The organism is Burkholderia sp. 4M9327F10 (assembly GCF_005503145.1).
Taxonomy (GTDB): domain Bacteria; phylum Pseudomonadota; class Gammaproteobacteria; order Burkholderiales; family Burkholderiaceae; genus Paraburkholderia.
The window spans coordinates 35824-62711 of record NZ_SCNV01000041.1 but is presented as its reverse complement, the minus strand read 5'-3'; the positions used below and the strand labels follow the sequence as shown (position 1 = coordinate 62711).

The 26888-nt window shown below is 61.9% G+C and carries 25 protein-coding genes; 11 read left to right on the top strand and 14 right to left on the bottom strand.

The features are described from left to right. Positions 1-30: 30 nt before the first annotated feature. Positions 31-1068: a DUF1338 domain-containing protein gene (locus FFS45_RS28755; RefSeq protein ID WP_137958027.1), complete on the bottom strand. Its 1038-nt coding sequence runs from the start codon at positions 1066-1068 to the stop codon at positions 31-33. 164 nt (positions 1069-1232) lie between these two features. On the opposite strand from FFS45_RS28755, the gene FFS45_RS28750 reads away from it, so the two are divergent. Then, entirely contained in the window at positions 1233-2165 is a 933-nt protein-coding gene (locus tag FFS45_RS28750) for a LysR substrate-binding domain-containing protein (protein ID WP_137958026.1), read from the top strand. Positions 2166-2257: 92 nt separating this feature from the next. Here FFS45_RS28750 and FFS45_RS28745 read toward each other — a convergent pair whose 3' ends face one another. Together FFS45_RS28745 and pcaQ are read right to left on the bottom strand one after the other, a co-directional pair. After that, a complete protein-coding gene (locus FFS45_RS28745; protein WP_137958025.1) occupies positions 2258-3376 on the bottom strand; it encodes a VOC family protein in 1119 nt (372 codons plus the stop codon). Positions 3377-3575: 199 nt separating this feature from the next. Continuing rightward, entirely contained in the window at positions 3576-4586 is a 1011-nt protein-coding gene (pcaQ, locus tag FFS45_RS28740; RefSeq protein WP_137958024.1) for a pca operon transcription factor PcaQ, read from the bottom strand. Positions 4587-4696: 110 nt separating this feature from the next. Between pcaQ and pcaH the strand changes: the two genes are divergently transcribed. Both pcaH and pcaG read left to right on the top strand, forming a co-directional pair. Further along, the gene (gene pcaH, locus FFS45_RS28735; protein WP_137958023.1) at positions 4697-5401 is read left to right on the top strand and encodes a protocatechuate 3,4-dioxygenase subunit beta; all 705 of its coding nucleotides are present in this window, start codon (positions 4697-4699) and stop codon (positions 5399-5401) included. Positions 5402-5404: 3 nt separating this feature from the next. Further along, positions 5405-5995 carry a protocatechuate 3,4-dioxygenase subunit alpha gene (pcaG, locus tag FFS45_RS28730; protein WP_137958022.1) on the top strand — a complete coding sequence of 197 codons (591 nt, stop codon included), beginning with the start codon at positions 5405-5407 and terminating at the stop codon, positions 5993-5995. A gap of 116 nt (positions 5996-6111) precedes the next feature. On the opposite strand, the gene FFS45_RS28725 is transcribed toward pcaG, so the two are convergent. Further along, complete coding sequence (locus FFS45_RS28725) at positions 6112-6945, bottom strand: oxidoreductase (RefSeq protein WP_137958021.1); 834 nt, start codon at positions 6943-6945, stop codon at positions 6112-6114. 94 nt (positions 6946-7039) lie between these two features. Here FFS45_RS28725 and FFS45_RS28720 point away from each other — a divergent pair, with 94 nt between their 5' ends. Then, entirely contained in the window at positions 7040-8011 is a 972-nt protein-coding gene (locus tag FFS45_RS28720; RefSeq protein ID WP_137958020.1) for an AraC family transcriptional regulator, read from the top strand. A 39-nt stretch (positions 8012-8050) separates the two neighbouring features. Here the strand turns inward: FFS45_RS28720 and FFS45_RS28715 are convergent, their stop codons facing one another. Continuing rightward, complete coding sequence (locus tag FFS45_RS28715) at positions 8051-8425, bottom strand: nuclear transport factor 2 family protein (RefSeq protein ID WP_137958019.1); 375 nt, start codon at positions 8423-8425, stop codon at positions 8051-8053. Between the two features lie 155 nt (positions 8426-8580). Between FFS45_RS28715 and FFS45_RS28710 the strand changes: the two genes are divergently transcribed. Continuing rightward, the gene (locus FFS45_RS28710) at positions 8581-10041 is read left to right on the top strand and encodes a PLP-dependent aminotransferase family protein (protein ID WP_137958018.1); all 1461 of its coding nucleotides are present in this window, start codon (positions 8581-8583) and stop codon (positions 10039-10041) included. Positions 10042-10459: 418 nt separating this feature from the next. Here the strand turns inward: FFS45_RS28710 and FFS45_RS28705 are convergent, their stop codons facing one another. Then, positions 10460-10852, bottom strand: a complete 393-nt coding sequence (locus FFS45_RS28705; RefSeq protein WP_137958017.1) for a helix-turn-helix domain-containing protein — start codon at positions 10850-10852, stop codon at positions 10460-10462. 92 nt (positions 10853-10944) lie between these two features. Between FFS45_RS28705 and FFS45_RS28700 the strand changes: the two genes are divergently transcribed. Continuing rightward, positions 10945-11670, top strand: a complete 726-nt coding sequence (locus tag FFS45_RS28700) for an SDR family NAD(P)-dependent oxidoreductase (RefSeq protein WP_137958016.1) — start codon at positions 10945-10947, stop codon at positions 11668-11670. A gap of 137 nt (positions 11671-11807) precedes the next feature. Here the strand turns inward: FFS45_RS28700 and FFS45_RS28695 are convergent, their stop codons facing one another. Further along, the gene (locus FFS45_RS28695; RefSeq protein WP_137958015.1) at positions 11808-12827 is read right to left on the bottom strand and encodes a sensor domain-containing diguanylate cyclase; all 1020 of its coding nucleotides are present in this window, start codon (positions 12825-12827) and stop codon (positions 11808-11810) included. A gap of 180 nt (positions 12828-13007) precedes the next feature. After that, positions 13008-14546 (bottom strand): FAD-dependent oxidoreductase, encoded by a 1539-nt coding sequence (locus tag FFS45_RS28690; protein WP_137958014.1) that lies wholly within the window; start codon positions 14544-14546, stop codon positions 13008-13010. Between the two features lie 53 nt (positions 14547-14599). On the opposite strand from FFS45_RS28690, the gene FFS45_RS28685 reads away from it, so the two are divergent. Next, on the top strand, positions 14600-15241 hold the full coding sequence (locus tag FFS45_RS28685; RefSeq protein ID WP_137958013.1) for a TetR/AcrR family transcriptional regulator: 642 nt from the start codon (positions 14600-14602) through the stop codon (positions 15239-15241). Positions 15242-15303: 62 nt separating this feature from the next. On the opposite strand, the gene FFS45_RS28680 is transcribed toward FFS45_RS28685, so the two are convergent. The 5 genes from FFS45_RS28680 to FFS45_RS28660 all read right to left on the bottom strand — a co-directional run bounded on the left by FFS45_RS28680 (position 15304) and on the right by FFS45_RS28660 (position 20985). Next, the gene (locus tag FFS45_RS28680) at positions 15304-15882 is read right to left on the bottom strand and encodes an NnrU family protein (protein ID WP_137958012.1); all 579 of its coding nucleotides are present in this window, start codon (positions 15880-15882) and stop codon (positions 15304-15306) included. 92 nt (positions 15883-15974) lie between these two features. Continuing rightward, on the bottom strand, positions 15975-17045 hold the full coding sequence (locus tag FFS45_RS28675) for a substrate-binding domain-containing protein (protein WP_137958011.1): 1071 nt from the start codon (positions 17043-17045) through the stop codon (positions 15975-15977). A gap of 47 nt (positions 17046-17092) precedes the next feature. Next, positions 17093-18475, bottom strand: a complete 1383-nt coding sequence (locus FFS45_RS28670; RefSeq protein WP_137958010.1) for an LLM class flavin-dependent oxidoreductase — start codon at positions 18473-18475, stop codon at positions 17093-17095. 46 nt (positions 18476-18521) lie between these two features. Further along, positions 18522-19742, bottom strand: a complete 1221-nt coding sequence (locus tag FFS45_RS28665; RefSeq protein ID WP_137958009.1) for an SfnB family sulfur acquisition oxidoreductase — start codon at positions 19740-19742, stop codon at positions 18522-18524. Between the two features lie 4 nt (positions 19743-19746). After that, positions 19747-20985 (bottom strand): SfnB family sulfur acquisition oxidoreductase, encoded by a 1239-nt coding sequence (locus tag FFS45_RS28660; protein ID WP_137958008.1) that lies wholly within the window; start codon positions 20983-20985, stop codon positions 19747-19749. A gap of 236 nt (positions 20986-21221) precedes the next feature. Between FFS45_RS28660 and FFS45_RS28655 the strand changes: the two genes are divergently transcribed. Genes FFS45_RS28655 through FFS45_RS28640 form a run of 4 tightly spaced genes read left to right on the top strand, consistent with a single transcriptional unit; the run spans position 21222 to position 25792 of the window. Beyond that, entirely contained in the window at positions 21222-22259 is a 1038-nt protein-coding gene (locus tag FFS45_RS28655) for a sugar ABC transporter substrate-binding protein (protein WP_249362968.1), read from the top strand. Further along, positions 22256-23818, top strand: a complete 1563-nt coding sequence (locus FFS45_RS28650; RefSeq protein ID WP_137958007.1) for a sugar ABC transporter ATP-binding protein — start codon at positions 22256-22258, stop codon at positions 23816-23818. The genes FFS45_RS28655 and FFS45_RS28650 overlap by 4 nt, the downstream gene beginning before the upstream one ends. Beyond that, positions 23815-24840 carry an ABC transporter permease gene (locus tag FFS45_RS28645; RefSeq protein ID WP_137958006.1) on the top strand — a complete coding sequence of 342 codons (1026 nt, stop codon included), beginning with the start codon at positions 23815-23817 and terminating at the stop codon, positions 24838-24840. Before FFS45_RS28650 ends, FFS45_RS28645 begins: the two co-directional genes overlap by 4 nt. Then, positions 24833-25792: an ABC transporter permease gene (locus FFS45_RS28640; protein ID WP_137958005.1), complete on the top strand. Its 960-nt coding sequence runs from the start codon at positions 24833-24835 to the stop codon at positions 25790-25792. Before FFS45_RS28645 ends, FFS45_RS28640 begins: the two co-directional genes overlap by 8 nt. Here FFS45_RS28640 and FFS45_RS28635 read toward each other — a convergent pair. After that, the gene (locus tag FFS45_RS28635; protein ID WP_249362971.1) at positions 25783-26739 is read right to left on the bottom strand and encodes an ABC transporter permease; all 957 of its coding nucleotides are present in this window, start codon (positions 26737-26739) and stop codon (positions 25783-25785) included. The genes FFS45_RS28640 and FFS45_RS28635 overlap by 10 nt on opposite strands. Positions 26740-26888 lie beyond the last annotated feature (149 nt).

Genomic DNA, 26888 nt, shown 5'->3' with positions numbered 1-26888 from the left:
TTGCGCCTTGCTCGCGTAGCGTAGACCTGTTCAGGCGGCCTGGCCGGCGGTCATCTTGAAGATGCCCTGAGCGTTGCCTGCATCGAAACGCAGGTCCGTTTCCCAGCGGCGTGAGTCCTGATCGAACGTACGCTTGCGGGTGATGAACTCGTAGAACGAACCCGGCACCTCGCGCGTCACGGTGCTGCCATCGGCGGCGCGAAATTCGCGCTTGACGGTGTCGGCACGATAGGCGGTCTGGAACACCCGGCCCGAGCGCGAACGCTCCACTTCCGGTTTCATCGGACGGCCTTTGGCTTTTTCGTCATCCGAAAGCTGGAACACGTCTGCGACACGATCGGTCGCATGGTTAAACGCGTTACCTTCGGTGGCGATCCACGCCATTTCCGCCGACTCCTTCAGCAATACCTCGTAGTCCGCTTCACTGGGTATCTCGTGCTGGCGTGCAAACGCACCCACGATCACCGGCAGCAATTCGTGCGCCGCATCGAGCGGCAGCACGCCTTCACGCTCGAGTTCCCAAAGATGCCCGGTGGCCGCCGGAGTCAACGGATCACGCGAAGCGCCGATCACATTCGTCACAGCCTGCTGGAACCCAGTGGAAAAGCGCTCCGGATGCAGCTCGCTGACGAAGAACTGGGCGATTTGGTCCGGCGCGTCCTCATGCGCCCACGCGCGCCCGGTCATACCGAGCCGATCCAGCGGGTAGCGGCCATTGATGCGAAAGCCCAGCGGCCGCAGGATGCGCGCGAACGCGGCTTCGCCGGGCGGCAGCGCACCACTTGCCGGCCAGCGCACCGTGCGCAGCGCACCGTGGTCGAAGTACACGCTGCCGCCTGCCGCCAGGGCGTCCTGGGTGTACGCCCGGCCGTTCGCCGAACGCGCCAGCAGATCCTCGAACAGAACCATGTTCATGGCTTGGGCGATCTCGGCGCGAGTCACCACACCCACTTCCCATTCATCGAGGACTTGCGGGTGATTCAGCGTCCTGAAGAGCGCAGCGGTCTTCTCGGCGCCAATCAGTTTCAGGAGCAGTTGTTCAACATTTGCATTCCGTGGGTTCTGCATGTTCTTTCTCAGGAGGGCCGGCGAGAGAAGCCGGCGCATCAGTGGGGAGCCGCCAGCACCGCATGAGCAGGCAAATACAGCATCGTTTGGCCGTGATTATTCAAATTCGCGGGGCCGCCGTAAAGCGAGATAATATGCAGACTTGATGCGTTTTTGGAATCAAGGTGCGAAAGTTCAAGATCCCCAGCATGGGCGCGCTGCTCGCTTTCGAAGCGGCGGCAAGACATGAGAGTTTCACGCACGCGGCGCGCGAGCTGTTCCTGACCGAGAGCGCGGTCTCGCGACAGATTGCGACGCTGGAGGGTAATCTCGGCGTGCAGCTCTTTGTGCGAGTCAAGCAACGCGTCGTACTCACCAAGGCAGGCAAGGTCTACAGCGCGCAGGTGGCCCGCGCACTGGAAGGGCTCGACCGCGACACGCTGTCGATCATCGCGCACGGCAGTGGCGGCGGCTACCTGGAACTGGCCGCCCTGCCCACCTTCGCCTCGCACTGGCTGATCCCACGGCTCGCCGATTTCAACGCAAGGTATCCGGACGTGCGCGTGAACCTGGGCGTGCGCACCGGCACCTTTCCGTTTGCGGAGACCCACTTCGAAGCGGCCATCCACTATGGCAAACCGACCTGGCCCGGCACCTCCGCTGATTTCCTGTTTCGCGAGGAGGTCATTCCGGTCTGCGCAGCGAGCCTGCTGAAGCGGCCGGTGTCCACACCGGCGGATCTGCTCGATTACCCGCTGCTGCACTCGACGACGCGCCCGGATGGCTGGGCCAACTGGTTCGAGAAGCTAGGCGTAGAAGATAACCGGGCCATGCAGGGCGTGCGCTACGAACTGCATACGATGCTCATCAGCGGCGCCGCGGCGGGACTCGGCATTGCTCTGGTGCCGAGGTTCTTCGTGGAGGCGCAACTCGAACGGCTCGGGCTGGTTGTGCCATTCGATGCGCCGGCCATTGCCGAAGCTGCTTACTACCTGGTCTACCCCACCGAACTCAGCCACGGCCGGCCGTTGGCGAGTTTCCGGGAATGGTTGCTCGGGCAGGCGGCGCTGTATGGGGCGGCGAATCCGGTGCTGGCTCACGAGGCGGACGAAGACTGAGTGGCGGATTGGTGGATTGGCGGATTTCGGGCCGTGGTTTCTATCTCCGCCGCCGCTTTCGTTTTTGTTTTTGCTGTCGCTGCGGCGCGAGTTCAACGAGCCTGCGCCAGCGCGCTCAGGTTGCCCTCGCCGAAGCCATGATGCCCCTTGCGCTGCACGATCTCGAAGAAGATCTCACCGGCGCGACGCCGCACAAAGGTCTGAAAAAACAGCAGCGGCACGCCGTCCGCGCCGATCTCGCCGTCCACCAGCACCCGGCAGTGCTTGAGCCGCTCGAGGTCGAGCCCATGCCCCGGCAGCCGCGCATCGATCTGCTCGTAATAGCGCGGCGGCGGCTCGACAAATTCGACCCCATTCGCAATCAGTTGCTCGACGCAGGCAAAGATATCGTCGGTGGCGAGGGCGATATGCTGCACCCCTTCGCCCGGATGATCCGGCAAATACTCGTGCATCAGGTTGGTACGGCGCGTGCCTTCCTCATAGAGCGGAATGCGGATCGCGCCGCACGGCGACACCATCACGCGCGATTCGGCGGAGACGTGCCAGTTGGCGTGCAGCTCGTGAATCTCGCGGAAGTTGAGCAGGTCGCGATAGAAATCGAGCCACTCCTGCATCCGGCCCGCGCCGACGGTTTGCGTCAGATGATCGATGGCGACGAGACCCGTGCCGGCGTGACTCAGGTCGGCGTGGGCTGTGTCGATCTCGATGGGGCGGAAATCGATGTCGAAGATCGAAATATCGCCGACCCCGCCGCGCAGGCCGCCGCGGCCGCGCCAGCGGTCGACGAAGTAGATGTGCGAATCGCCGATGCCCTGGATGGCCGGGATCACCAGTTCGCCCTTGCCGGTCTTCTCGCCTTCGAAGGCCCATGCGCCGAGTTCGATGGCCCGCTCGAAGGCGCGCGGGGCATCGGCCACGCGAATGCCGACCGCGCAAATGCCCACGCCGTATTCCTCCGCGTAGCGCGAGGCGAACGAATCCGGCTCGGCATTGAGCAGGAAATTCATCTCGCCCTGGCGGTACAGGGTGACATCCTTGCTGATATGGCGCGCGATCGGTTTGAAGCCGAGCTGCTCGAAGGTCTGGCCGAGCGCCAGCGGATCGCGTGCGGCGAACTCCACGAACTCGAGTCCAGCGGTGCCGAGCGGATTGTGCTCCGGGTCTGCTGCGGCCTGCAGCGCGGCGCTCGGGGTGGGCAAGTCGTTGGACATGGCAATCTCCTGTCGATCACAGCTAGCGCTTTGGCACCGTGTTTGTACACCGGAGACGGGTCCGTCCGCAACTGCATTTTGTACTGAATGGTTCACCCGCTGGCGGCGCGATCGCGCATGCTGCGCTTTGCGGCCCCGCCGTGCAAGTGGATCTCGCTGCGCAACGCGTGGGAGCGCCCGACGGACTTTTGCGACCGCCTCAGGCCGGCTTGCGGCGAGGCTTCGGCGCCCCTCGCCTGGCCTTGGCTGGCGTCGCAGACGCAGCCACCGCCGTGCGCTGCCGCGCGACCGTGCGAAGCGCGTCGATCAAAGCCATGCCGACGGGAGACGGCTGCGAGTCGGAGCGGCGGATCAGGCCGACCGGCTCGCCTGTGCCGGTACCCGCAAACGGCAGGGGCAACGGCAAGCGCACGAGCATGCCATGGGCCAATTCATATTCGACGGCGCTTTGCGGCACGAACCAGACCGCGTCATTCTCGAGCGCCAGCGCCCGGCCGGTCGAGACCGACAATACCTCCACGAAGGCCGATAGCGGCGGCACACCCCACGCCGCCAGCAGACTGTCCGCGGACTGCCGGATCAAGGTGCCGAACGGCGGCACCACCACCGTGAAGCCATCAAGCAGCGCGGCCGGCAGCCCGGCACTTGCCGCCAGCGGATGCCCGGCGCGCACCACGGCAATTAGCGGCTCGGTGAAAAGCTGCTCGAAGCTGAGTCCGACCATGCGTTCAGGGTCGGCCAGACGCCCCACCGCGAATTCGATCGAGCCGGCTTTCAGGCGCTCCAGCAGCTCCGCGTTGGCGCCGGTGGCAAGGCGCACGATCGCACGCGGCCACTGCACAGCAAACAGCTTCAGGACTGGCGGCACAAGCGCGCTGGCAACGGTGGGCAAAACGCCGATCTCCAGCGTGGCCGACGCCGCACCCTCCGCACGTGCGAGCAGATCGACGCCTTGCCGCAGCGCGCTGACACAGGCGCTGGCATGCGGCATGAAGAGCTGCCCCTCACGCGTGGTCACGGCGCCATGACGGCCGCGCTCGAACAGCTTGACGCCGAGAATCGCCTCCAGCTCGGCGACCGTCTTGGAGACCGCCGGCTGGGTGATGGACAGGCTCTCAGCCGCCTTCTGAACCCCGCCAAACTGCGCGACGGCCAGAAAGCACTGGAGATGACGGAATTTGACGCGGCTATCCGCGAGGCTTCGTTGCATAACGAGAGGTTATACGAAAGGCGCGAAAACGTCATTTTTCATAACTTCTTGGATTGGCTAAAGTCGCACCATAGCCCGTTATTCCATAATTCATCCAAGGAGACATCCCCATGGACGAGCCCATCCTCACTCCGCGCGATTTCGACTCGCACCCCCCTTACGTGTATCCCGGCTACGGCTCGTCGGTAAAGCGCGGCCCGACCCGCCCGCTGATTCCGCTGAAGGAAAAGCTGCGCGATCAGCGCGTGCCGGTGTATGGCGCAGAAGACCTTGGCGCGCTTGACCACGACTTGACGCGCAACGCGGTGCGTAACGGCGAGCCGCTAGGCGAACGGATCATCGTGACGGGCCGCGTGCTCGACGAAGGCGGCCGCCCGGTGCGCAACACGCTGGTTGAGATCTGGCAAGCCAACGCAGCAGGCCGCTACGTGCACAAGGCCGACCAGCACGATGCGCCGCTGGATCCGAATTTCTTGGGCGCAGGGCGCTGCCTCACCGACAACGAGGGGCGCTATCGTTTTCTGACGATCAAGCCGGGCGCTTATCCGTGGGGCAATCACCCGAATGCATGGCGTCCGAACCACATTCACTTTTCGCTGTTCGGCGACCACTTCGGCTCGCGGCTCGTGACGCAAATGTACTTCCCGGGCGATCCGCTACTGGCTTTCGATCCGATCTTCCAGGGCACGCCCGAGCATGCGCGCGAACGCCTGGTATCGCGCTTCTCGCTGGATACGACGCAGGAAGCGTACGCGCTCGGCTACGATTTCGACATCGTGCTGCGCGGCCCTAACGAAACCCCGATGGAGCGCTAAGTCATGACGACACTCAAGCAAACGCCGTCGCAAACGGTTGGACCGTATTTCGCGTATGGGCTGTGCCCGGAACAATACAACTTCGACTTCAAGAGCCTCTTCACGCCTGCAGTTGCCGACCATGAAGCAGCCGGCGACCACATCACGATTGTGGGCCAGGTATTCGATGGCGACGGCAAGGTAATCGGCGATGCAATGCTGGAGGTGTCGCAGGTGGATAGCCAGGGGCGGTATCCAGCCTCGCGGGCGGAAGTTGAAGCGAGCGGCTTCCGTGGATTCGCGCGGGTTGGCACCGGGACTGATCCGCACAAGCGCTTTGTCGTCGAGACGGTGAAGCCGGGACGTGCCGCTCCGAACGAGGCACCACATCTGAATGTGATCGTGACGATGCGCGGGATGTTGCTGCATACGTTCACGCGGATTTACTTCGATGACGAGACTGCGGCGAATGAAAGCGATCCGGTACTCGCTTTAGTGCCCGCGGATCGCCGTGCCACGCTGATCGCACGGCGCGAGCCCGGTACGAGCAAGACCGTGTACCGGTTCGATATTCGCATGCAAGGCGAGCAGGAAACCGTGTTCTTTGATTTGTAAGCTTTCACGCCGCCTTCACAATCGCGCGATAGGATCGCGGCTCGCGACTTCGATTGCGAAACTCCGAGTATTTTTAGGCCCGCGTCATGCGGGCCTTTTTTCGTCCTGGCGAGTCTTTAGCCGTCAGTCGAAACCGTGACGACCTCCCAGGCACGGATCTCCTCTTCCAGCGCCGACAACTTGTCCCTCACGAGCCCGAGTGCGTCGCTACCGAGCAAAAGATGCGCGGGTGGGTGGTCCGCAGCGATTGCGGCGAGCATCGCGCGCGCCGCCTTTTTGGGGTCCCCCAATTGCTTGCCGCTTTTCTCCTCACGGGCTTTGCGCACGGGGTCGAAAACAGGATCGTAGTCCGCAATCGAACGGGGCGTGCGCGTCATCGAGCGGCCCGCCCAGTCGGTGCGGAACGAGCCTGGCGCAACGGCTGTCACGGCGATGCCGAGCGGCTTGACCTCTTTACCCAGCGCCTCGGAGATACCCTCCAGCGCGAATTTGCTTCCGCAGTAATAGGCGATGCCCGGCATGGTGATATAGCCGCCCATCGACGTGATGTTCAGAATGTGGCCACGCCGGCGCTCACGCATGAAGGGCAAGACGGCCTTCATCATGGCGACTGCTCCGAACACATTCACATCGAACTGTCTGCGCATCTCGGACAAAGGCGATTCTTCCATGACGCCTTCATGCCCATAGCCGGCATTGTTGACCAGAACATCGATGGGTCCGACGGTCGTCTCAATCTCCGCCACGATGTCGTCGATGGCATCGAAGTCGGTCACGTCAAGCACGCGCGCAAATGCGGCATTCGCGGACAAAGACTCAAACTCGCGCTTTGCCTGCGCACTTCTCACCGTTCCGACGACTTTGTGACCCGAGGCTAGCGCCTCTTGTGCCAGCGCGCGGCCAAAGCCGCTGCTGACGCCCGTAATGAGCAGAATTTTGCTAGATGCCATTTAAGCTTCTCCCGAACGTGAACTTGAGAGTGCATACTAGTCTGAAGAGCGGGGCTGATTAAGCCGGATTTCGCTATCTTTCTTGCCTAAAACTATGAGTACGAAGCGAGCCTCTACCTATCATCCTGATCTCTCGCCGCGCAGCCAGAAGCGCATGATTGCGCTGCTTCGCGCACTGGCGCCCGAGGAGGGCTACAACCTCACGGCGCTGTCGAGCGTGCGCATCCTGCGTTCGAACCGGGCACTGTCACGCACGCCGGTTCTGTACGATCCCGGCATCGTGATTGTTTGCCAGGGTCGCAAGCGAGGTTACTTCGGCGACCAGCTTTACCTGTATGACGAACATCACTACCTGGCGGTGTCCGTGCCCGTTCCGTTCAGCATGGAGACCGATGCAACCCAGGAGCGCCCGTTGCTCGCCCTGTACCTCCACCTCGATTTCACCTTGGCCGCGGAACTGGCCGTGCAGATCGATCGGGCAGGCGCCAAGGAACACGTGCAAGCGCCTCAAAGCATGATGTCGACGCCAATGGACGACGCGATGCAGGCCTCCGTATTGCGCTTCCTCGAGGCGATGCATGCGCCGCTCGAAGCCGCTGTATTGGGCCCGGGCCTGCTGCGTGAACTTTACTTCCGTGTGCTCACCGGAGCGCAAGGAAGTTCGATGCGTGAGGCGTTGGCGATGAGAGGGCAATTCGGCCGGATAGGCAGATCGCTACGCCTTATCCATGCCGGCTACGCGCAACCGCTGGATGTGATGCAGTTGGCCGAGGAAGCGGGAATGAGCATTCCGAGCTTCCACTGCCACTTCAAGGCGATAACACAGGTTTCTCCGATGCAATACGTCAAGTCTACGCGGTTGCATCAGGCTCGTCTGCTTATGGTCCGCGAGGACCTGACCGCGGAGGCGGCGAGCTACGCAGTGGGCTACACGAGCGCATCCCAGTTCAGCAGAGAGTTCAAGAGACTCTTTGGCTTGACGCCGGCAGCGGAGACGAGGCGCATGCGCGCAAGCTTTGCCGTCCCGGCACCGTTTGATGATGCGATGTATGTGTCGTCTCATTGAGCTTGGCACGTTTTGTTTGAGGGCGGCGTCAAGGCGTCGCTAAGCCTCGATTGTTTCAGCGTGGTGAAAAATTTTCGCAACGATCATCCAGCGTCCGTCGAACTTCAGCAGGTTGAGGTTATCGATGAAGACTTTCTCGAAGATGCGGACACGAACCTGCGCGAACGCTATCTCCGACGACAGCATGGCAATCTGAAGAACCGCATCAATACGTGGCTGTGACACGCTCTTAGGCGGTGTACGCGCCGCAATCTCCGAGCGATATTGAGCAAACGGACGAACGTTTAGCTCACCGCTCCTCATTGTGAAAAGAGAACTTGTTGGGTGAAATATGAGGTCAAATTTTTCCAGATCGCATTCATACATGACGTCGAAATAGATTTGCAAAGCATGGGAGACATCGGTGATTTCCATACTGTATTAACTCCATGGCCGGTGAAATTCGGTTATTGGTAACCGCCGCGAACTACGTCGTGTACGAACTCATAGGTGACGGAAGCTGATACGACTATAGGTTTGACTGGCACTTTCAGAAAGGGTATGTTTTTATAAAAACATAGGGCCAGTTTATGGTTAACGCTCTCGCCGGTTTGTTCGATTTCAAAGTTGACCCGCAAAGCGGCGTTGCTCTCACACGGCAGCTATGCGATCAGCTAAGGCACGCCATTGCGGCGGGAACGCTTGCAAGCGGGAGGCGTCTGCCTTCCAGCCGGGAACTTGCGCTCCACCTGAGCGTGTCGAGAAACACCGTCTCTGCGGTGATCGAGCAACTCGCCATGGAGGGTTATCTCGACGTCTCACGCGGGCGCCGCCCTGTCGTAGCGCCAATGCCGTCGGCAAGCCTGATCGCGATTGAACCGCATACGCCTGCTTCAGACAGCGTTACAGGGATGTCCCAATGGGCGCAACAGATCGGCCGGAGCGGCTGGCCATTCACTGGGGATGGACGCCCGAAGCCATTTGCGCCCTGCGTGGCCGATGCACGGGAGTTTCCGCACGCGATGTGGGGGCGATGTCTGCGCACGGCCACACGCCATGCGCTCGCTCGACGAAGCATGGCCTGCAACCGGCCCGAGTTGCAGAAGGCACTGCTGCATCACCTTGTCGAATACCGCGGCGTCAACGCAGACGCGCAACAGGTTTTCTTGATGCCCACCGCACAGGCTGCCATCACGCTCATCGCCCGGATGGTGCTGGACCCGGGCGATGTCGCGTGGATCGAGAGCCCGGGCTACAGCGGCGCGCGCGTCGCTTTCGAAGCTGCGGGTGCAACGGTGCGAGGCATCGCGCTTGATCGAAGCGGTATGGCCTTCGAAGGATCGACGGACACGCCACGCCTGGTATTTGTCACACCCGCGCACCAGCATCCAACGGGATTGCTGATGCCGGCTCCTCGTCGACAGGCACTGCTGCGATTTGCTGCTCGAGTGGGCGCCCAGATTATCGAAGACGACTACGACAGTGAATTTCACTACGAGGGGCGTCCCGTAGCCGCACTACAGGGTTCCGACAAAGCAGACAGTGTGTTTTACGTCGGCACGTTTTCGAAGTCGCTGCACGCAGACATTCGGGTGGGTTACGTCGTCGTGCCCAGGCGTTTTGTGGAAGTATTTGCCAATGCACAAAGACACACCGGTCAGGTTGTCAGCATGACGTTACAGGACGCCTTGTCCGATTTCATTGGTGAGGGGCATTACGCCGCTCACATTCGCAAGATGACGCGTGTCTATCACGCGCGACGCGATTACCTGTGTCATGCACTGAAGAGCATCGGCACCGACTTGACCGTATCGTTACCGGACGGCGGTATGCAAGTGGTAGCCCAACTCGGACCACTGCACCGCGATCATGAAGTATGCAACCGCTTGGCCGAGGTGGGTGTGATAGTGCGCCCGCTGTCGCGGCATTACTTCGCCGAAACCAGCGCGCAAGGATTGTTCCTCGGCTTCGCAGCCTGGAACGAGAGCGAGATCGATGCAGGTATTCAGATTCTCGCCGACGTGATGCGCGAACAGGCGCGATCGAGTTAGCCGATCGCCGCATGTGGCGCGCTCAACTAGATGGCATCGGCACTAGCAATAAGGCTATCGCCTACGATCAGCGGGGCTTTGGCGAAACCTGCGCAGACGCGGAGGATTTTTCGGCCGTCGCGGACTTGATGGCGGTGATTGACGGCTTGTGATTTACGGTGACCTCGACCTTCCTAGCATTCAGGAACGAAGCCGTCATGTCGCAACTACGGTGCAGAACGGGTCGTACCATGAATTGTCCGGCGCCGCTCATCTGCCTAGCCTGGAGAGGCCCGAGGAAATCACGGGTCTGGTCGCGGAATTTATCGATCGTCTGAAGTAGCGCAAGCCTGCAGGCAACATTTGGGCAGAGTTCAACAGCCCGTAATGATTTATGGCGCCTCAAATAGTAGACGCGAAGGCCGACGCACGTAGGAATCTAGTCGCTGGAATCGGGAATCACTGCGTGCGAGGCCCGATGCGTTTCAATCTGGTCGAGATGATCCACGACCCACATTGCAAGCTGCATCAGCGGCAAGGAAAGTGACCCGCCAAGTTCGGTCAGCGCGTACTCGACTTGCGGCGGGACAGTTGGATAGACGGTACGCGTCACCATCCCGTCGCGTTCCAACGCCTTCAATGTGCGGGTCAGCATTTGCTGGGAAATTCCGCCAATCAGGCGTTTTAGCTCGTTAAAGCGCCGCGGCTTCTGCGCCAGCATGGTGATCGTGAGAATGGTCCACTTGTCACCCATGCGGCCAAGAATCTGGTTGACCTTCTGGCACGACTGGTTCGTGCCGGGTTGGCTCGGAGCGGTAGCAGGCATACGCATGTGACTAGGCCTCGAAGCTATGCGTTCTTGTGAGCATCTAGTCTATCAAGCATAGTTGGTCATTGAAACATACCACCCCCATGGAGTACTCAATGACTAGCAAGAAAACCATCGCTCTGTTCGGCGCCGGCACCGGTCTCGGCACTTCACTTGCACAGCGTTTCGGGCGCGCCGGGTATCGCGTCGCACTCGTCGCGCGCCGTGCCGCGCCGCTAGAAGAACGAGTCGCCGAACTCGCAGCCGCCGGTATCGAGGCGGTCGCCTTTCCGGCCGATCTCACCGATCTCGGAGGCATTCCCGCGCTCGTCCGTTCGGTCGAGGATCGGCTCGGCCCCATCGATGTAGCCGTCTATGCACCGGTCCCCTCCGATGTGAGCTTTGTCCCGGCAGTAGATCTGGATGCGTCGACACTTCAGTCCATGGCGAACATCTTCACGTTCTCGCCTGTCGAGCTATCGCATGCCTTGCTTCCAGGCATGCTTGCCCGCGGCGACGGCGCGATCGTGATCGTCGGCGGCTTGACGGCCGTGGTGACGATGCCAGGCATGAGCGGTGTGGGCCCCCTGATGGCGGCCACGCGTAACTATGTGCTCACGCTCAATGCCGAGGTAGGGTCCAGAGGAGTTTATGCCGGCACGGTGAACATCGGCGCGTTCATTGATCGCTCGGCGGGCCTGCGTGCCATGACCGCCAGCGGCGCACCGCTCGCCCCGAATATTCCGGTCATCGACCCGGACACGATTGCTGAAGAAATTCAGATCCTCATCGCGAGACGCGATCGAGCCGAGTCGATTCTTCCGCCCTTGTCACAGTCGTGATCTGGGGGGCGCCATGCTGAGAATCGTGTTTGGGGAGCGTGTAGCGATCAACAGTGGCCGTAGCGAAGACGAAGTCGCGTACTCGCTGCAAGAAGCTGCGAGGTTAATAGCGAACAACCCGATCTCTCATACAGGGGTCATTCACCGCCACGCGAATTAGCCAGCTTCCGCTTCCGCTTCTCGCGGTACATAGCCGCGTCTGCCAGCTCTAACGCCTGATCGACAGACACGAGCCTGACGGCGATCACACCAGCGCTCACGCCGGCGTAATCAATGGTCCTGCCAGCGAGCGCGTAGATGCCACGAGTCGCCTCGGAAGCGCGCCGCTGCAATTGATCCGCTACGCTGTGCGCCTGCTCTGCATCGACCGGGGCAGGCGCCACCAAAGCGAATTCATCACCCCCGACCCGCGCCAGCATATCCGTGTCGCGCACGATTCCAGCGAGGCGTTTTGCGCACTCGCGCAAGAAGTGATCGCCGACCACGTGGCCATACGAGTCGTTAATCCCCTTGAAGTCGTCGAGATCGATGATTCCAGCAATGACATAAGATCCGTCCCTCGCCGCTCGCGCCAATAGCCTGCCGAGTTCGCCATGGAGAGCCCGCCTGTTGGGTAAGCCGGTCAGGGAATCGGTCAAAGCGAAGTTCGCGAGATATTCGTTTGACTGCCTCAAATCCTTAAGCAATCGTTCCCGCTCAACATACTGCGCAATCAGCTTCGGGAATATGTTCAAGGCGCTAAACGCCTGCGGACCGATCGGCTGGCTGCTCTTGCTTGCCCCGCACAGCGTACCGATAACGGAGCCGTTACTTCCGCGAATGGGCGCGCTGGCGTATGTCTCGATCCCGAGCTCCCTCGCAGCCTGCGAGTCGCCCCAAATCTCGCTCGCGTTGGACGTAAAACGGCGGCCTTCTTCAAGGCAACGCTTGCACAGCGTGTCGGACCATGGGACAGACAGTCCCTCTGGGATAAAAAGTTCGCCAGCGTTTCTTACATAGTCGACGGACTGCAGACCCGCTTCTTCGTCGATCGAAGTCAGGTACAAGGACTCAAGGCCGGTGATCAGTTCGAGCATTTCGAGCAACGGCCTCGCGAGCTGCTCCAGACTTTCCGCTGAAGCAACCGACTCCGATAGCCGCTCAAGCATCAACTCCATGTGGACCTCTTCGTGTCTGTATTACATTTTTTGATTCAGGCTCGCTGGGGGCACCATCGGTCCAATTCTTCGGACGAAACTTCTCCGCCGGCTGACTGCGCGGCGGCAGCTTAGTATATTTGACTGCGAGTATTCCACAACACGCCAATTGCGACGACGCGGGTGGCGGGGTGTATCGTCTCAAACTGGCCGGAGACGGTTCTCAACCTCATCCCGCGTTCGGACGAACCAGCGGCCGATGGCCTCCTCCAGTCCATCTAAACCGCTCTCCTCACCAACCCACGCAACACAGGCATCGGGACGGATCAGCATCGAAGGTCCTGTGTCGACAGCGACGCAGCGTATCCTCCGCGCGGTAGCGGCAACAAGTCTGGAAGCCGCCCGCTCGCTTGAAGCGTCGAGAAAAACGCCCATGCCATCCTGCATGACATCGTAGAGCGAAGCACCGGCATCGCCATCGCTCACCGGCTTGTCGCCAATCAGCCTTCCAACGTCCCCCAACTCCGACCCGAGATCGTAACGGTTGGACAGACCGCTCATCATCTCGCCGATGAAGCGGTTGACCTCGTCGAGTTGCATGAGGTTCGCCACGATATCCCGCATCGCACCGGCTTGTGGATCGGGTCGCATGATGGCGACTTGGGCAAGGGTGTTGGCCAGCACGGCTTCGGCAACGGGCCGCCGCTCGGCCGTATAGGTGTCGAGCAGGCCTTCGGGCATCTCGCCGCGAATGACCGCAGCGAGTTTCCAGCCGAGATTGGCAGCGTCCACGAGTCCAAGGCTCAGGCCCTGCCCACCGAACGGCGAATGGATATGCGCCGCATCGCCGGCAAGCAGCACCCTACCCAGGCGGTAGGTATTCACAAGCCGCGTGTTGTCCGTCCATCGGCTCGCGCTTTCGAGCGCCTTCACACGGACGTCCGTCCCGCTGATGCGGCGCAGAGCGGCCTCGATCTCCTCACGCGTAACCGGAGCCTGCCGATCTTCCGGTGGACCGGTAAAGTCCAGCATGAACAATCGACCGGGAAACGGTCCATAGGCGAACACCCCACCCGATGCGCGGCGCCAGCCGATGGGCAGCAGCCGTTCGGGATGGTCGATCTCGGCGACCGCCTGATACATTGTCATGGTTGGAGGCGTGCCGGGGAAGTCAAAACCAGCCATCTTGCGGACCGCGCTGCGCCCTCCGTCGCAGCCAACAAGGTAGGAGCAGCGCATACGCTCCTCGCCGGCTTGAGAAGCCCACTCCACCTCGACGCCGCCTTCCCGCTGGACGAAGCCGGTAACCTCGCAGCCGCGGCGCACCTCGATCCCAAGCGCGCGTGCCCGCTCGGCCAGCATGGTTTCGACAGCCTGCTGATCCACCAGGCGGGCATGCCGTTCCGGCTCTCTCTGCGCATCCTTACGGATGAGGGACAAGCCACCGAAATGGCCGCTGAATCTGGACCCTCGACCGCGCAGGTTCGGGCCGCCCTTCCCAGTGAACTGCTCTATCACCGAGAAGGTGCGCGCCTCGGCGGCTGCGATGGCTTCGGTCATGCCGCGACGGCGCAACGCTTCGCTTCCAAGCGGTCCGATCCCCAACGCCTTTGTCACCGTGCTCGGCGCAGTCAGGCGCTCCAGCACAAGGACTCGCACGCCTGCCAAAGCCAACTCAATCGCGCTCAGGAGTCCGACCGGTCCAGCTCCGACCACCACCACATCAATTGCATTTCTCATATACCAAATCCAAATGTGTACTCAGTACATAAAATATGCGATAAAATAGCAGCATGTCAACACCATCAACCGACCGCCGCTCCCGTAAGCGCCTCGCCACGCGAGAAAGCATCTCCAATGCAGCCACGCGCCTGTTCCTCGAACGGGGCTTCGATCATGTAACGGTGGATGAAATCGCGGAAGCCGCCGACGTCGGGCGGATGACAGTGTTCAATCACTTCCCCCGCAAGGAGGACATGTTCTTCGATCGCGACGAAGAGGGCCGTGAGATCCTGCGCGAAGCTTTGCGGCAGCGCGATCCCGGCGTTACTCCGCTAGAGGCGCTACGCCTGCTCGCTCATAGGCTGGTTGCGGAACGAAGCCCGTTCGTCGAATTTTCTGGGAAGAGCCAGGGCTTCATAGAGACAATCGAAGGCAGTGAAACCCTCAAGGCTCGGGCAAGAGCCATACGCGACGAGCTCGCGCAAGTCGTCACAGTGGCGTTATCCGAATGCGCGGGACAAAAGCCTGGTGACCCGAACGCCCATCTGGCGGCGGATCTGCTTTTGGCGACGTGGAGCGTGGCCTTCATTCAGGCTCACCGGACGTTTCGACAGAGGCGAAACACAGAGGAAGCGAAAGCCGCCTTTCTCGCTATTGTCGACAAGGGAACCATGGGCCTGAAAGCGGCAATGGCGGGCACACCTTACGCCTGAGCAATCAACGCAAGGTCAATACTTCGGTATCCGGAACAAACAGAAGCTCGCTCCAGGTCTCTTCACCCCAACGGCCGAACCCCGATCCACCAGCCATGCAGCCAGAACGCAAACACCACCCAGGCCACCGCTCCACCCACTACCGCTATCCCGTCCCTAGCCAGCGTGCCGGCCGGATAAACCAGGCCTAGAGCCGTATCCCGCCCGCGAGCGGCGCGATAGGCCAGCACAGCCCAAACGAAGAAAGCCGCGAACAGGACAACCGCGTTCAACGTGCCATTCGCCAGCAAATGCGCGAATGCCCACAACGCCGCGCTGAGAGCCAACGGATGCCTGACCCAGGCTTTGAAGTGGTTACCGGGGATGTAAGCGGCCAGAAAGAGAATGAAGGCAATCAGCGTCAGCAGTGCCGTAAGGTGGGGCGCCCAAACCGGAGGCGCCCATAGCACGACAGGATCACGCCGCGCGATCCCGTAGCCCCAGATGATCAGCGCCAACCCCAGGGCGGAGGCCACCCCATACGCGCCCTTCCAGGGTTTCTCCCCCATCCGGGCAATCTGCCGTGCACGCCACGACTCGGCAAAGATTCGCACCGAATGCACGCCCAGAAAAATCACCAACCCCAGTACCAGTACCGACATGGCAGACTCCTCGCGACGGGTGTCGACAGATCGCCGCGATTGTCGCTCAAGATGCCGATCCTGCCAATGGCGGATTCAACTTCCTCGCGTGGTCACTCCGTGGCAGGAATCCATGCCGCATTTGCCGCGTCGCTCGAGCGGAAGGCCGGGAATTTAGCGCCCAGTTCGGCAATCGTCTTGATGTCGTTCTTCACCAGATCGTCACGCGTGATGAGAGTCGGCTTCACCACGATCCGATGCCCCGGATCCTGGCCCGCCACCTCCAACGCCGCCGCGCGCACCGAGACTGCGCCCACCACGGCCGGATTGGTGGCGGCAGTCGCGACCCAGGCACTATTGGGCGCGCGAATGGCCTCGATGTCCGCGGTCGAAATATCCGCGCTGTAAATGCGCAGCTTCGAGCCGAGGTTAGCCTCGTCCGCAGCGAGCTTGGCGCCCCGCGCGAATTCGTCGTAAGGCGCAAACACCACGCGAATCTCGGGATGCGCACGGTATGCAGCGGCCGCCTGATTCGCGACCGATTGTGCGATCGGATTGTCCACCGTACCCCAGCGTGCTTTCTCCTGCACCTGCGGATGAGCAGCCTTAAAGTCGCGCCACACGGCATCGCGGCGATCGAGCGGTGCGAAGCCCGCCACGTACACATACCCAGCCGCAAACGAGTCGCCGTTATCCTTCAAGGCCTGATTCAGAAGCAACGTGGCCAGATCATGATCGCTCTGCTCGATCTGCGGCACCTTCGGATTGTTCAGATCCACATCGAATGCAACTACCTTGATGCCCTTGTCGAGCGCGCGCTGCACCACGTCCTTCAGCGATTCCGGCAAGCCATGATTCACAATGATCGCCGACACGCCGAGGCTGATTGCCTGCTGAATCTGCTCGCGCTGTTCGGCCGCGTCTTGCCGTCCTTCGTATATACGCAGATCGATGCCGAGTGCTTTCGCCTGCTTCTGCGCACCCGCCTCGTAGGCCTGGAAGAAATCCCCTGTCGAGAGGTAATTGACCAACGCAATCTTCACACCGCCCTTGTCGAACGGCGCAGGGGCACCCGCGAGCGGTGCGGCGTGCGTGGTTTGACCCAGCAACACGCTCGCGGAAAGCAAAGTCAACGCGCCAATCATGCGGCGCACCTGGGATGTGTGACGGAACAACGATTTCATGAATGCTCCCCAGCTTGTCGTTAAGGTCGAATGGAACAATGTGTTATTTATTCGGTGGCTGCGGTATGACGTGCGCGGTACCGTGCACCAGGATGCGGTTCCGCGAGACGAGGGCCGACGCCGTGCAGCTTCTCGCGCAGCGAGCCCGGCGCATATTCGGTCTTGTACACGCCGCGACGCTGCAACTCCGGCACGACCAGCTCAACGAAATCGCTAAACGTCTCGTGCGTCAGCGCATACGCCAGGTTGAAACCGTCGACGTCCGTCTCCTCGACCCACGACTGCAGCTCATCGGCAATCTCTTGCGGGTCGCCAACCGACAGCGGCCCCAGGCCACCTATGCCGCCCCACTTCGCGATCTCACGCACGGTCCACACCCGCGTCGGATCGGCGCTCGACAGCGCCTCCACTGCGGATTGCACGGCGTTGCTCTCCACGTGGCGCAACGGTTCATCCAGATCGTATTTCGACAGGTCGATTCCCGTCCAACCGGACATCAAGGCGAGCGCGCCTTCATCGCTGGCGTAGCGGCGATAGTCCGCATGCTTGGCATGCGCTTCAGCCGACGTCTTGCCGGTAATCACGGTATGCAGATTGAAGATCAGCACGTCGTGCGGATCGCGCCCGAACGACTTCACACGAGCGCGAATGTCGGCCACAAACTGCTTCAGAATCGTGCGCGACGGCGCGGCAATGAAAATGCATTCGGCGTGCTGCGCGGCGAAGTCCTTACCGCGTTTCGACGCCCCGGCCTGATACAGCACCGGCGTGCGTTGCGGCGACGGCTCGCACAGGTGAATACCCGGCACATCGAAGTACTGTCCATGATGTTCAATCGGATGCACCTTGGATGGTTCCGTGAAAACCTGGCGTGCCGCATCGCGCACCACCGCGTCGTCTTCCCATGACGACTCCCACAGCTTGTAGCAGACGTCGAGATACTCTTCGGCCAGTGCGTAGCGTTCGTCGTGATTCGCCTGGCTCGGCAGGCCCACATTGCGCGCCGCGCTATCCAGATACGATGTGACGATGTTCCAGCCCACCCGTCCGTTGGTCAGATGATCGAGCGTCGACATGCGTCTCGCGAACGGATAAGGATGCTCGTACGAGAGCGAGCACGTCACGCCAAAGCCAAGATGCTCGGTCACGCCCGCCATCGCCGAAACCAGCAGGATTGGATCATTCACCGGCACCTGGGCGGCCTGGCGGATCGCGGCCTCGCCGTTACCCTTGAACACGTCATAAATGCCGAGCACATCGGCGATAAACAGGCCGTCGAATTTGCCACGTTCGAGCAGCTTCGCAAGCTCGGTCCAGTAGTCGAGGTGCTTGTAACGCCAGGAGGTATCGCGCGGATGCGCCCACAACCCCGGCGACTGATGCCCGACGCAGTTCATGTCGAATGCGTTGAGACGAATCTGTCTGGCCATAATCGGATTCACTTAGGTGAGGCCTGGATGATGCACAGCGAGCGCGTCAGAGCGCGCCGTGGCGCGGCGGCAGCACATCGTTCAGGTAGTAGTTGCCGACCGCAATGTATTTCCAGCGCACCGGGTCGTGCAGCGTATGAGTGCGCGCGTTACGCCAGTGCCGGTCGAGGTTGTGTTCGGCAAGCGTCGCCTGCGTGCCCGCCAGCTCGATCAGCCGCGTCGAAGCCTGCAAGGCAATCTCCGTGGTTGCCGCGCGGGCCTCGGCCACCGCGATCGAGGCCGCGGCGACCGTCTGTTCGTTCGACGCCTTGACCGCGTCGTCGACGCGGCGGCCCGCACGCTCGACCAGCGCCTCAGCGCCGTGCAACTGCAGCGTGAGCTTGCCGAACAGTTCGAGCGTCAGCGGATCATCACTCGCGCGCTCCACCCCGCTGTCGATCCACGGACGTGACCGTTCCCGCACGAAGCGACGCGCATCGGCAAGCGCCGCGCGCGCGATCCCAAGGTCGACGGCAGCGTGAATCAGTTGCCCAATCGGGCCCACCGTTGTAGGCCGGGCGGCGAACGCGGAACTGTATGGCACGACTGCGGAGGCTTCGACGTAGATGTTGTCGAGCGTGGTCGTGCCGCTGCCGGTTGTCTTTTGACCAAAACCCGACCAGTCGTCCACGACGCTCAAGCCGGGTGTCTGCGCACTCGCAAACGCCACATACAGGGTTTCGTCGGCCGCTTTGGCGACAATCGGAATCCATTGCGCAAACAATGCACCGGTCGAATAGAACTTGGTGCCGTTGATCCGAAAGCCTTCACCTTCCGGCGCAAGCGTGGTCCGGTAGTCGCTTACATTCTTCGTGCCACGCTCGGAAAGCGCATTGCCAAACCGTTCGCCCGCCAGCGCCCGCTCGAAGTAGAAGGCCTGCTGAGCATGTGTGCCGTTTACACGCAGCACATCGAGCATGAAAAAGTGATTCTGCGGAATCTGTCCGAGTGCCGGATCGGCCTCCGAAATGATCGCAGTGACCTCCGCAAGCGTGGCGTACGACACCGCCGCGCCACCGAACTCGCGCGGCACGGCAATGCCCCAGAGGCCGCTCGCCGAATAGGCTTCGATCTCGGCATACGGCAAACGACGCTCACGATCGCGCTGCGACGCGCCTTCGGCCAACGTGGGCGCCAACGCGCGGGCCACTTCTAGTGCGTCCTCGTCGTTCTCGATACGCGCGGCCTGCTGCGCCCCACGGGCGACGGATTCTGTCAAAGCATTCATGGCGTCAATTCCACGGATGGCGGGCCGGTTTAACGCCGTTCAGATAGAAGTTGCCGACGAGATGATATTTCCAGCGCACCGGATCGTGCAGCGTGTGGGTGCGGGCATTGCGCCAGTGACGGTCGAGGTTATGCTCGGCGAGCGTCGCCTGGGTGCCGGCCAGTTCAAAGAGCTTTTCGCTCGCCAGCAATGCGATTTCGGTGGTTAGTACTTTGGCCTCTCCCACCGCGACCGAGGCCCGTGCGACATCGTCCTCACTGGTTTCTCCCTGCGCGGCGATCACATCCAGTGTGCGCGCCGCACGCTCCAGCAGTGCCTCGGCCGCATGCAACTGGATATGCAAGTGGCCGATTTCGCGCACCGTCAGCGGGTCGTCGCTGGCACGCTCGACACTGCTGTCAATCCACGGTCGGGAGCGCGTGCGAACAAACGTGAGCGTGTCTTCCACCGCTGCCTTCGCAATCCCCGCGTCGATCGCAGCCTGAATGATCTGTGAGACCGGGCCGTTCAGTGTCGGGAAGTCGGAGACGCGGTGCGCAGGAAAGACATGCGATGCGGGTACGCGCACGCCTTCGAGCACCACTGTGCCGCTTGCCGTGGTGCGCTGCCCGAAACCCGACCAGTCGTCGATCACGTTCAGACCCGGCGTTCCCTTCGGGATATAGGCAAGCCAGCCTTTGCGGTCGTCGTCGAGTCCCAGCACCGGCACAAAGTGTGCAAACAACGCACCCGTCGAATAGAACTTGGTGCCGTCCACCACGTAGTCGTCGCCGTCTTGCCGCACGCGCGTTTTCAGATCGAGCACATGCTTGGTGCCTTTTTCGGAGAAGCCATTGCCGAAGCGCTTGCCGCTTAATATCTGGGAAAAGAAGTAGCGCTTCTGTTCTTCAGTGCCCGTGAGTGAAATCACATCCACGAGGCCGAAGTGGTTCTGCGGCAACTGTCCCAATGAAGGATCGGCCGCCGCGATGATCTTGATCACTTCGGTCAGCGTGACGAACGACACACCCGCGCCGCCATAGGTTTTCGGCACAGTGATCGCCCATAACCCAGACTGTGAGAACCATTCGATCTCGTCATGCGGCAAACGACGCTCGCGGTCACGCACAGCCGCATCTCGCGCGAGACGCCCCGCCAGCTCGTGTGCCACGGCAATAGCCTGGGCGTCGTCCTGAATGATGCGCACGGCATGTTGGTCCGCATCGCTCGTATGCGATGAGGTCGCTTCGTAAAGCTCGGCCATACGAATCTCCGCTTGAGTGACTGTTCGCACAATCTATCAGCGGGTACGAGACACGCAAACTGAACGATTCTGAAATGGATATTCCTTCGGATGGCAAACGAACTCATGTTAAATCGCACATAAGCACTTCGCCGTATAGCTGATAAAGATAGTTTGATTTGATGGTTTCATGCGCAGCGGGTTGTTGATTAGAGTCGTCGCAAGCTGGACACCTTTGCCTCTTTGATTTGGACACCATGAAACGCTTGCACACCACTCTCTCTTCGTTGTTGGCCGCGACCGTCTTCAGCATGACCGGCGGCATTCTTACTCACGCTTACGCCCAAGGCACGGCGGCCACGGCCGATGCAGCCGCCGGTGGCGACAACGCGGCGGCCGTGCCGTCACTCAAAGGCAAACGTATCGGCATCACAGCGGCAGGCACGGATCACTACTGGGACCTGAAGGCTTACCAGGGCGCAGTGGATGAAGTGAAACGGCTCGGCGGCACGCCAATCGCACTTGACGCCGGCCGCAACGACAACCGCCAGATCGCGCAGATCCAGACACTGATCGCGCAGAAGCCCGACGCCATCGTCGAACAATTGGGCACTGCAACGGTGCTGGAGCCGTGGTTGCAGAAAATCCGCCAGGCCAACATCCCGTTGTTCACGATCGACACCGCATCGCCGTCGAGCATCAACGACACCACGTCGGACAATTTCTTCATCGGCGAGCAGCTCGCGCTTAAGCTCGTCAACGACATTCACGGTGAAGGCAACATCCTCGTCTTCAATGGCTTCTACGGCGTGCCGGTGTGCGCAATCCGTTACGACCAGCTCAAGGCGGTGCTCAAGTACTACCCGAAGGTGCATATCATCCAGCCCGAGCTGCGCGATGTGATTCCGAACACGGTGCAGAGCGCCTATGCACAGGTGAGCCAGTTGCTCGCGAAGTACCCGAAGGGACAGATTGCCGCGATCTGGGCCGCATGGGACGTGCCGCAGGTCGGCGCCACCCAGGCCGTGGACGCCGCGCACCGCGACGAGATCAAGACCTACGCGGTCGATGGCAGCCCGGACGTCGTTACGCTCGTGAAGGATCCGAAGTCGAGCGCCGCCGCGGTGGTCGCGCAGCAGCCCGCGTTGATCGGCAAGACCGCAGTGGATAACGTCGCGAGATATCTTGCGGGTGATCGCACGCTGGCGCCATATACATATGTACCGTCGATTCTGGTCACCAAGGACAACGCCGGCACGATCCAGCAGACTCTCGGCCAACTCAGTGCAAAATGAGTTCCGCAACCCCACCTGCCGCGCTCGAACTGCGTGAGCTCGTCAAGCATTTCGACGGCGTGCCCGCGCTGCGCGGCGCCTCGCTGACGGTTCCGCGCGGCAGCGTGCATGGCCTGATTGGACAAAACGGCGCGGGCAAGTCGACGCTCATCAAGATACTCGCTGGCATTTACACGGCCGACTCCGGCACCATCACTGTCGACGGTGTCGCACAGGCGCTCAACACCTCACCTCACGGCGATGCCTCGGGGATCGGGTTCATTCACCAGGAACGCTTGCTGCCCGCCACGTTCACCGTGGCCGAAGCGCTGTGGCTAGGCAACGAACGAACCGTCGGCCCGCGTGTGGCAGGCGGCTTCCGCTTGCTCGACGTGCGGCGCATGCAGCGCGACGCTCGCGATGCGTTGCACACTCACTTCGGCGTCGAGATAGCGCCGAACCGGCTCATCGGCGATCTGAGCGTCGCCGAGCAGCAGATCGTACAGATTACCCGCGCACTGATCCGCGAGCCGCGCATTCTGGTGTTCGATGAGCCAACCGCAGCGCTGGTCAGCCGCGAAGTGGAGCGTTTGTTGCAGACCATCGAGCGACTGCGGCAACGCGGCCTGACGATCCTCTACGTGTCGCACTATCTCAACGAGATCGCCGCCATCTGCGATCATGTCACCGTGCTGCGCGATGGCGTAGACGTCGCGCACGTCGACGCGCGCTCGACGCCGACCGAAGCGCTGGTCACGGCGATGATCGGCACGCAGGCTGAGGTGCGAACCCAGGCGGCGGCACGCACGCCGGGAAACGTCGTCCTGAACGTGCAGAAGCTGAGCGCTCCTGGCCGCTTCGAAGACGTATCGTTCGCGGTGCGGCGCGGCGAGATCGTCGGCATCACCGGCTTGCTGGGTTCCGGCGGCAAGCCCGTGGTGCGCAGCCTGTTCGGACTCGAACGCGGCGTGCAAGGCGGCATCGAAATCGAAGGCAAGGCGGTGCGTCTGCGCCGTCCGCAAGACGCCGTGCGCCAGCAGATTGCGTTCGTGCCGGAGGACCGGCGCGCGCATGGGGTCGCACCCGCGCTCTCGGTGCGCGAGAACACGACGCTCGCGAGCCTTGCTCGCTTTAGCCGCTTCGGCCTGCTCGCGCGACGCCGCGAAACCAGCACCGTTCAACGCCTGATCGAAGAACTGGCCGTGCGCACTTCCAGTACGGAAACGCCCGTGCGGCATCTCTCAGGAGGCAACCAGCAGAAGGTCGCGCTCGCCAAGTGGTTGAGCCGCACATCCTCGCTCTATCTGCTCGACGAACCTACAGTGGGCGTCGACGTTGGCGCCAAGACCGAGATCTATCGGCTGCTCGACCGGCTGGCCCGCGACGGCGCCGGCGTCCTGCTGTTCTCCAGCGATCTGATCGAACTGCTCGGCGTCACCGACCGCGTACTCGTGATGGCCCGCGGCCGTATTGTGCGTGAACTCGTCTCGCGCGAAGCGGATAGCCAGGAAGTGCTGGCATGGGCCACCGGAGCGCGCGGCACGCACGATTCGACCGCACAACAGGAGATCGCTGCATGAGCAAGGTCCTGGATGCTGCACCGCGTAGCGGAAAACTCGAACTGCCCGAGCGGTTGTTCGGCGCCCAATGGTGGTTGAGAAGCGGCGCGGCGCTCGCCTTCGCGGTGGTGTTTATCGGCTTCGCCGTGAGTTCGCCGCTGTTCTTCACGCTCGCGAATCTCGCGAACGTGTTGCAGCAATCGGTCGTGGTCGGGATTCTCGGCTTCGGACTGACGGTTGTGCTTATCGGCGGCGGTGCTGATCCGCTTAGAGGGGGCCTCGATCTTTCGGTGGCGGCCAACCTCGGACTCTGCGCGGCTGTTTATGCCGTTGCGCAGCGCGATGGCGCAGCACCCGGAACGGCCGTGCTGTTGACGCTTGCCGCGGGCGCAACGGTGGGCGTACTTAACGCGATTGCTGTCATCGTCTTGCGCATCTTTCCTTTGCTTGCGACCCTGACCACGATGAACCTCTGCGCCGGCTTTGAACTGGTGCTGACGCAAAACACCTCCGTGCCGGCAAGCGGCGCGCTGCTCAGTTTTCTGCTCGATAACGGCGCATTCGGCGTGCCGCATCTCGCCTATGCGCTGCTCCTCGTTGCAGCGCTGTTCACCGTGCTGGTCCACTACACCCCATTCGGGCTGCGACTGCGCGCCACCGGCGCACATCGGGATGCGGCCCAGGCCGCCGGCATACGGACGAACCGCTACGTCGCGGCAAGTTACGTCCTGAGCGGAATTGCCGCAGCGCTCGCCGCGCTGGCGTCCAGCGCGCTACTCAGCGGCAGCTCGCCCGGCGCGGGTGAGAATCTGCTTGCCACCGTCGCCGCGGCGCTTTTGGGGGTGGTGTTTTCGAGGCGGCTCGTACCGACCATTCCAGGCACCCTGCTCGCGGTCCTCTTCATTGGCGTTATCAGTAACGGCTTTCAGCTCGATAACGTGTCGAGCTACTGGGTCAACGGCGTGGAAGGCGCGCTGATCCTGTTCGTCGTCGCCACTACGGCGCTGGTGCGCCGCCATGCCGGAAATCACGCTCATGATTGAACAGATAGGCCGCTTGCAGCGCTTCGCGCTGGTCGGGGCACTGCTTGCAGTGATCGCATTTTTTGCGGCGTTCGCGCCGGGTTTTGCACGGGCGGACAATCTTGCCGATGTACTGTTGAACAACTTCGCGCTGCTGGCGATCGCCGCGCTTGGCATGACGCTCGCGTTGTCGTTCGGCGCCATCGATCTGTCGCTCGGCACCTCCATCGATGTCGCCAGCCTCGTCTTCGTGCTGCTGAGCGCGCATCACGTTGGCGTGGCACCGGCTGCGCTTGGCGGCCTTGCTGCGGCGTTCGTCGTCGGTGCGTTCAACGGCGTACTGACCGGGTGGCTCGGAATCGCGCCGTTTCTCGCGACGCTGGGCACACTCTTCATCGGCCAGACGGTCCAGCAGCTCGCCACTGATGGCGGCCAGCCGGTGTATCTGCTCAACATCGCTTTGCCACCGCTGTTCAGCGCACTGGCACACGGCACGGTCGCGGGCTTGCCCGTGCCGCTATGGATCGTTGCAGTGCTCGCGCTCGCCGTGCACGTCACGCTCGCGCACGCCAGGCTGGGGCGGCAACTCACCGCGCTTGGCGCACAGCCGGGCGTGGCCCGCTATTCAGGTCTGCCGGTAGCTGCCATTACGGCCGTGACCTTTATCGCCAGCGCGTTGATTTACGGTGTGGTCGGTCTGCTGCTGTCGTCGACCGTCAAGGCCTACGTCCCGCAGGCGGGCAACGGTTATCTGCTCAATGCGATTGGCGCAACCTTTATTGGCACCACGCTGTCGCCGACGCGCCGCCCAGGCGTCATCGGCACACTGCTGGGCGTTTTGCTATTGAGCCTCGTCGCCAACGGCCTGTTGTTGATCGGCTGGAATTTCTATTGGCAGCAGGTGGCAACCGGCGCGCTGATCTTCGCCGTGCTGGCCATCAGCTTCGCGCAGCGGCGTGGCCGCTATGCATGAGACTCTGTGCCACGCCCCACGCTAAACGTGAAGGCCAGCGCACCCACCAGCAACACACCTTTGATGAAATCCTGCATGTAGTACGGCGCATTCAGCATCGTCAATCCGTTGAGCAACACGCCCACAAACACCGCACCGACGACCGTGCCGAATACGTTAGGGCGCTTCGCGGCCCAGACCGCGTAGCCGACCAGCGCGGCGGCCACCGCATCGAGCAGCATCGAATGGCCGGCGCTGACATCGCCACGTCCCACGCGCGCAGCAATCAGCACGCCGCCGAGCGAGGCGATCGCGCCCGAAGCGACATACGCGGCGACGCGGTATCGCGCGGTCGGCGCACCGGCGAGGCGCGCCGCGGTTTCGTTGCCGCCGATCGCGTAGATAACCCGCCCCCAACGCGTGGTTTCCATCACGATGCAGGCTACCAGCGTCAGAACTGCCAGCACGACAACCGGCAACGGCACAACGTCGAATAGCCGCAAGCGTCCGAGCGCGAGAAACGCGTCCGGAAACACGCCGGTGGTTTCGGTGCCGTCGGGCAAGATCGTACCCGTTGCGAGCGAGCGGCCGCCGGTCGGAATCAGTTGCAGACCGGCCAGCAGAAACAGCGTACCGAGCGTCGCCAACTGGTCCGGTACGCGCAGGCGCGTAATCAGCACGCCGTTGAACAGCCCCGCCGCCACACCCAGAGCGAGGCATGCCGCAACCGCTTCGAACGTGTTGCCATGCCAGACGATCAGCACATAGCTCGCCGCCATCTGCGCCGATGCAGCCACGCTGCCCACCGAAAGATCGAAGCCACCGGCGGCAAGCGTCACCGTCACGCCAATACCGAGCAGCGCCACAATCGACACCGCCTGCAAAATGCTAAAGAGGTTGTCGATATTCAGGAAGGCCGGCTGATTGACCGCGAACACGATGACGAGGATCGCCAGCACGACGAACATGCCGGTGCGTTCGAGATGGCCCCGCAGCGCATGCAGCCGGTTGCGCCGGATAGCCGGTGCGTGGGGCGCCGTTTTGCTTTCAGACGCGATTTCAGACGTAATTTCAGACGCCACTGCGGAGGCCCCCTCGGACGTGATCGAAGGACTGG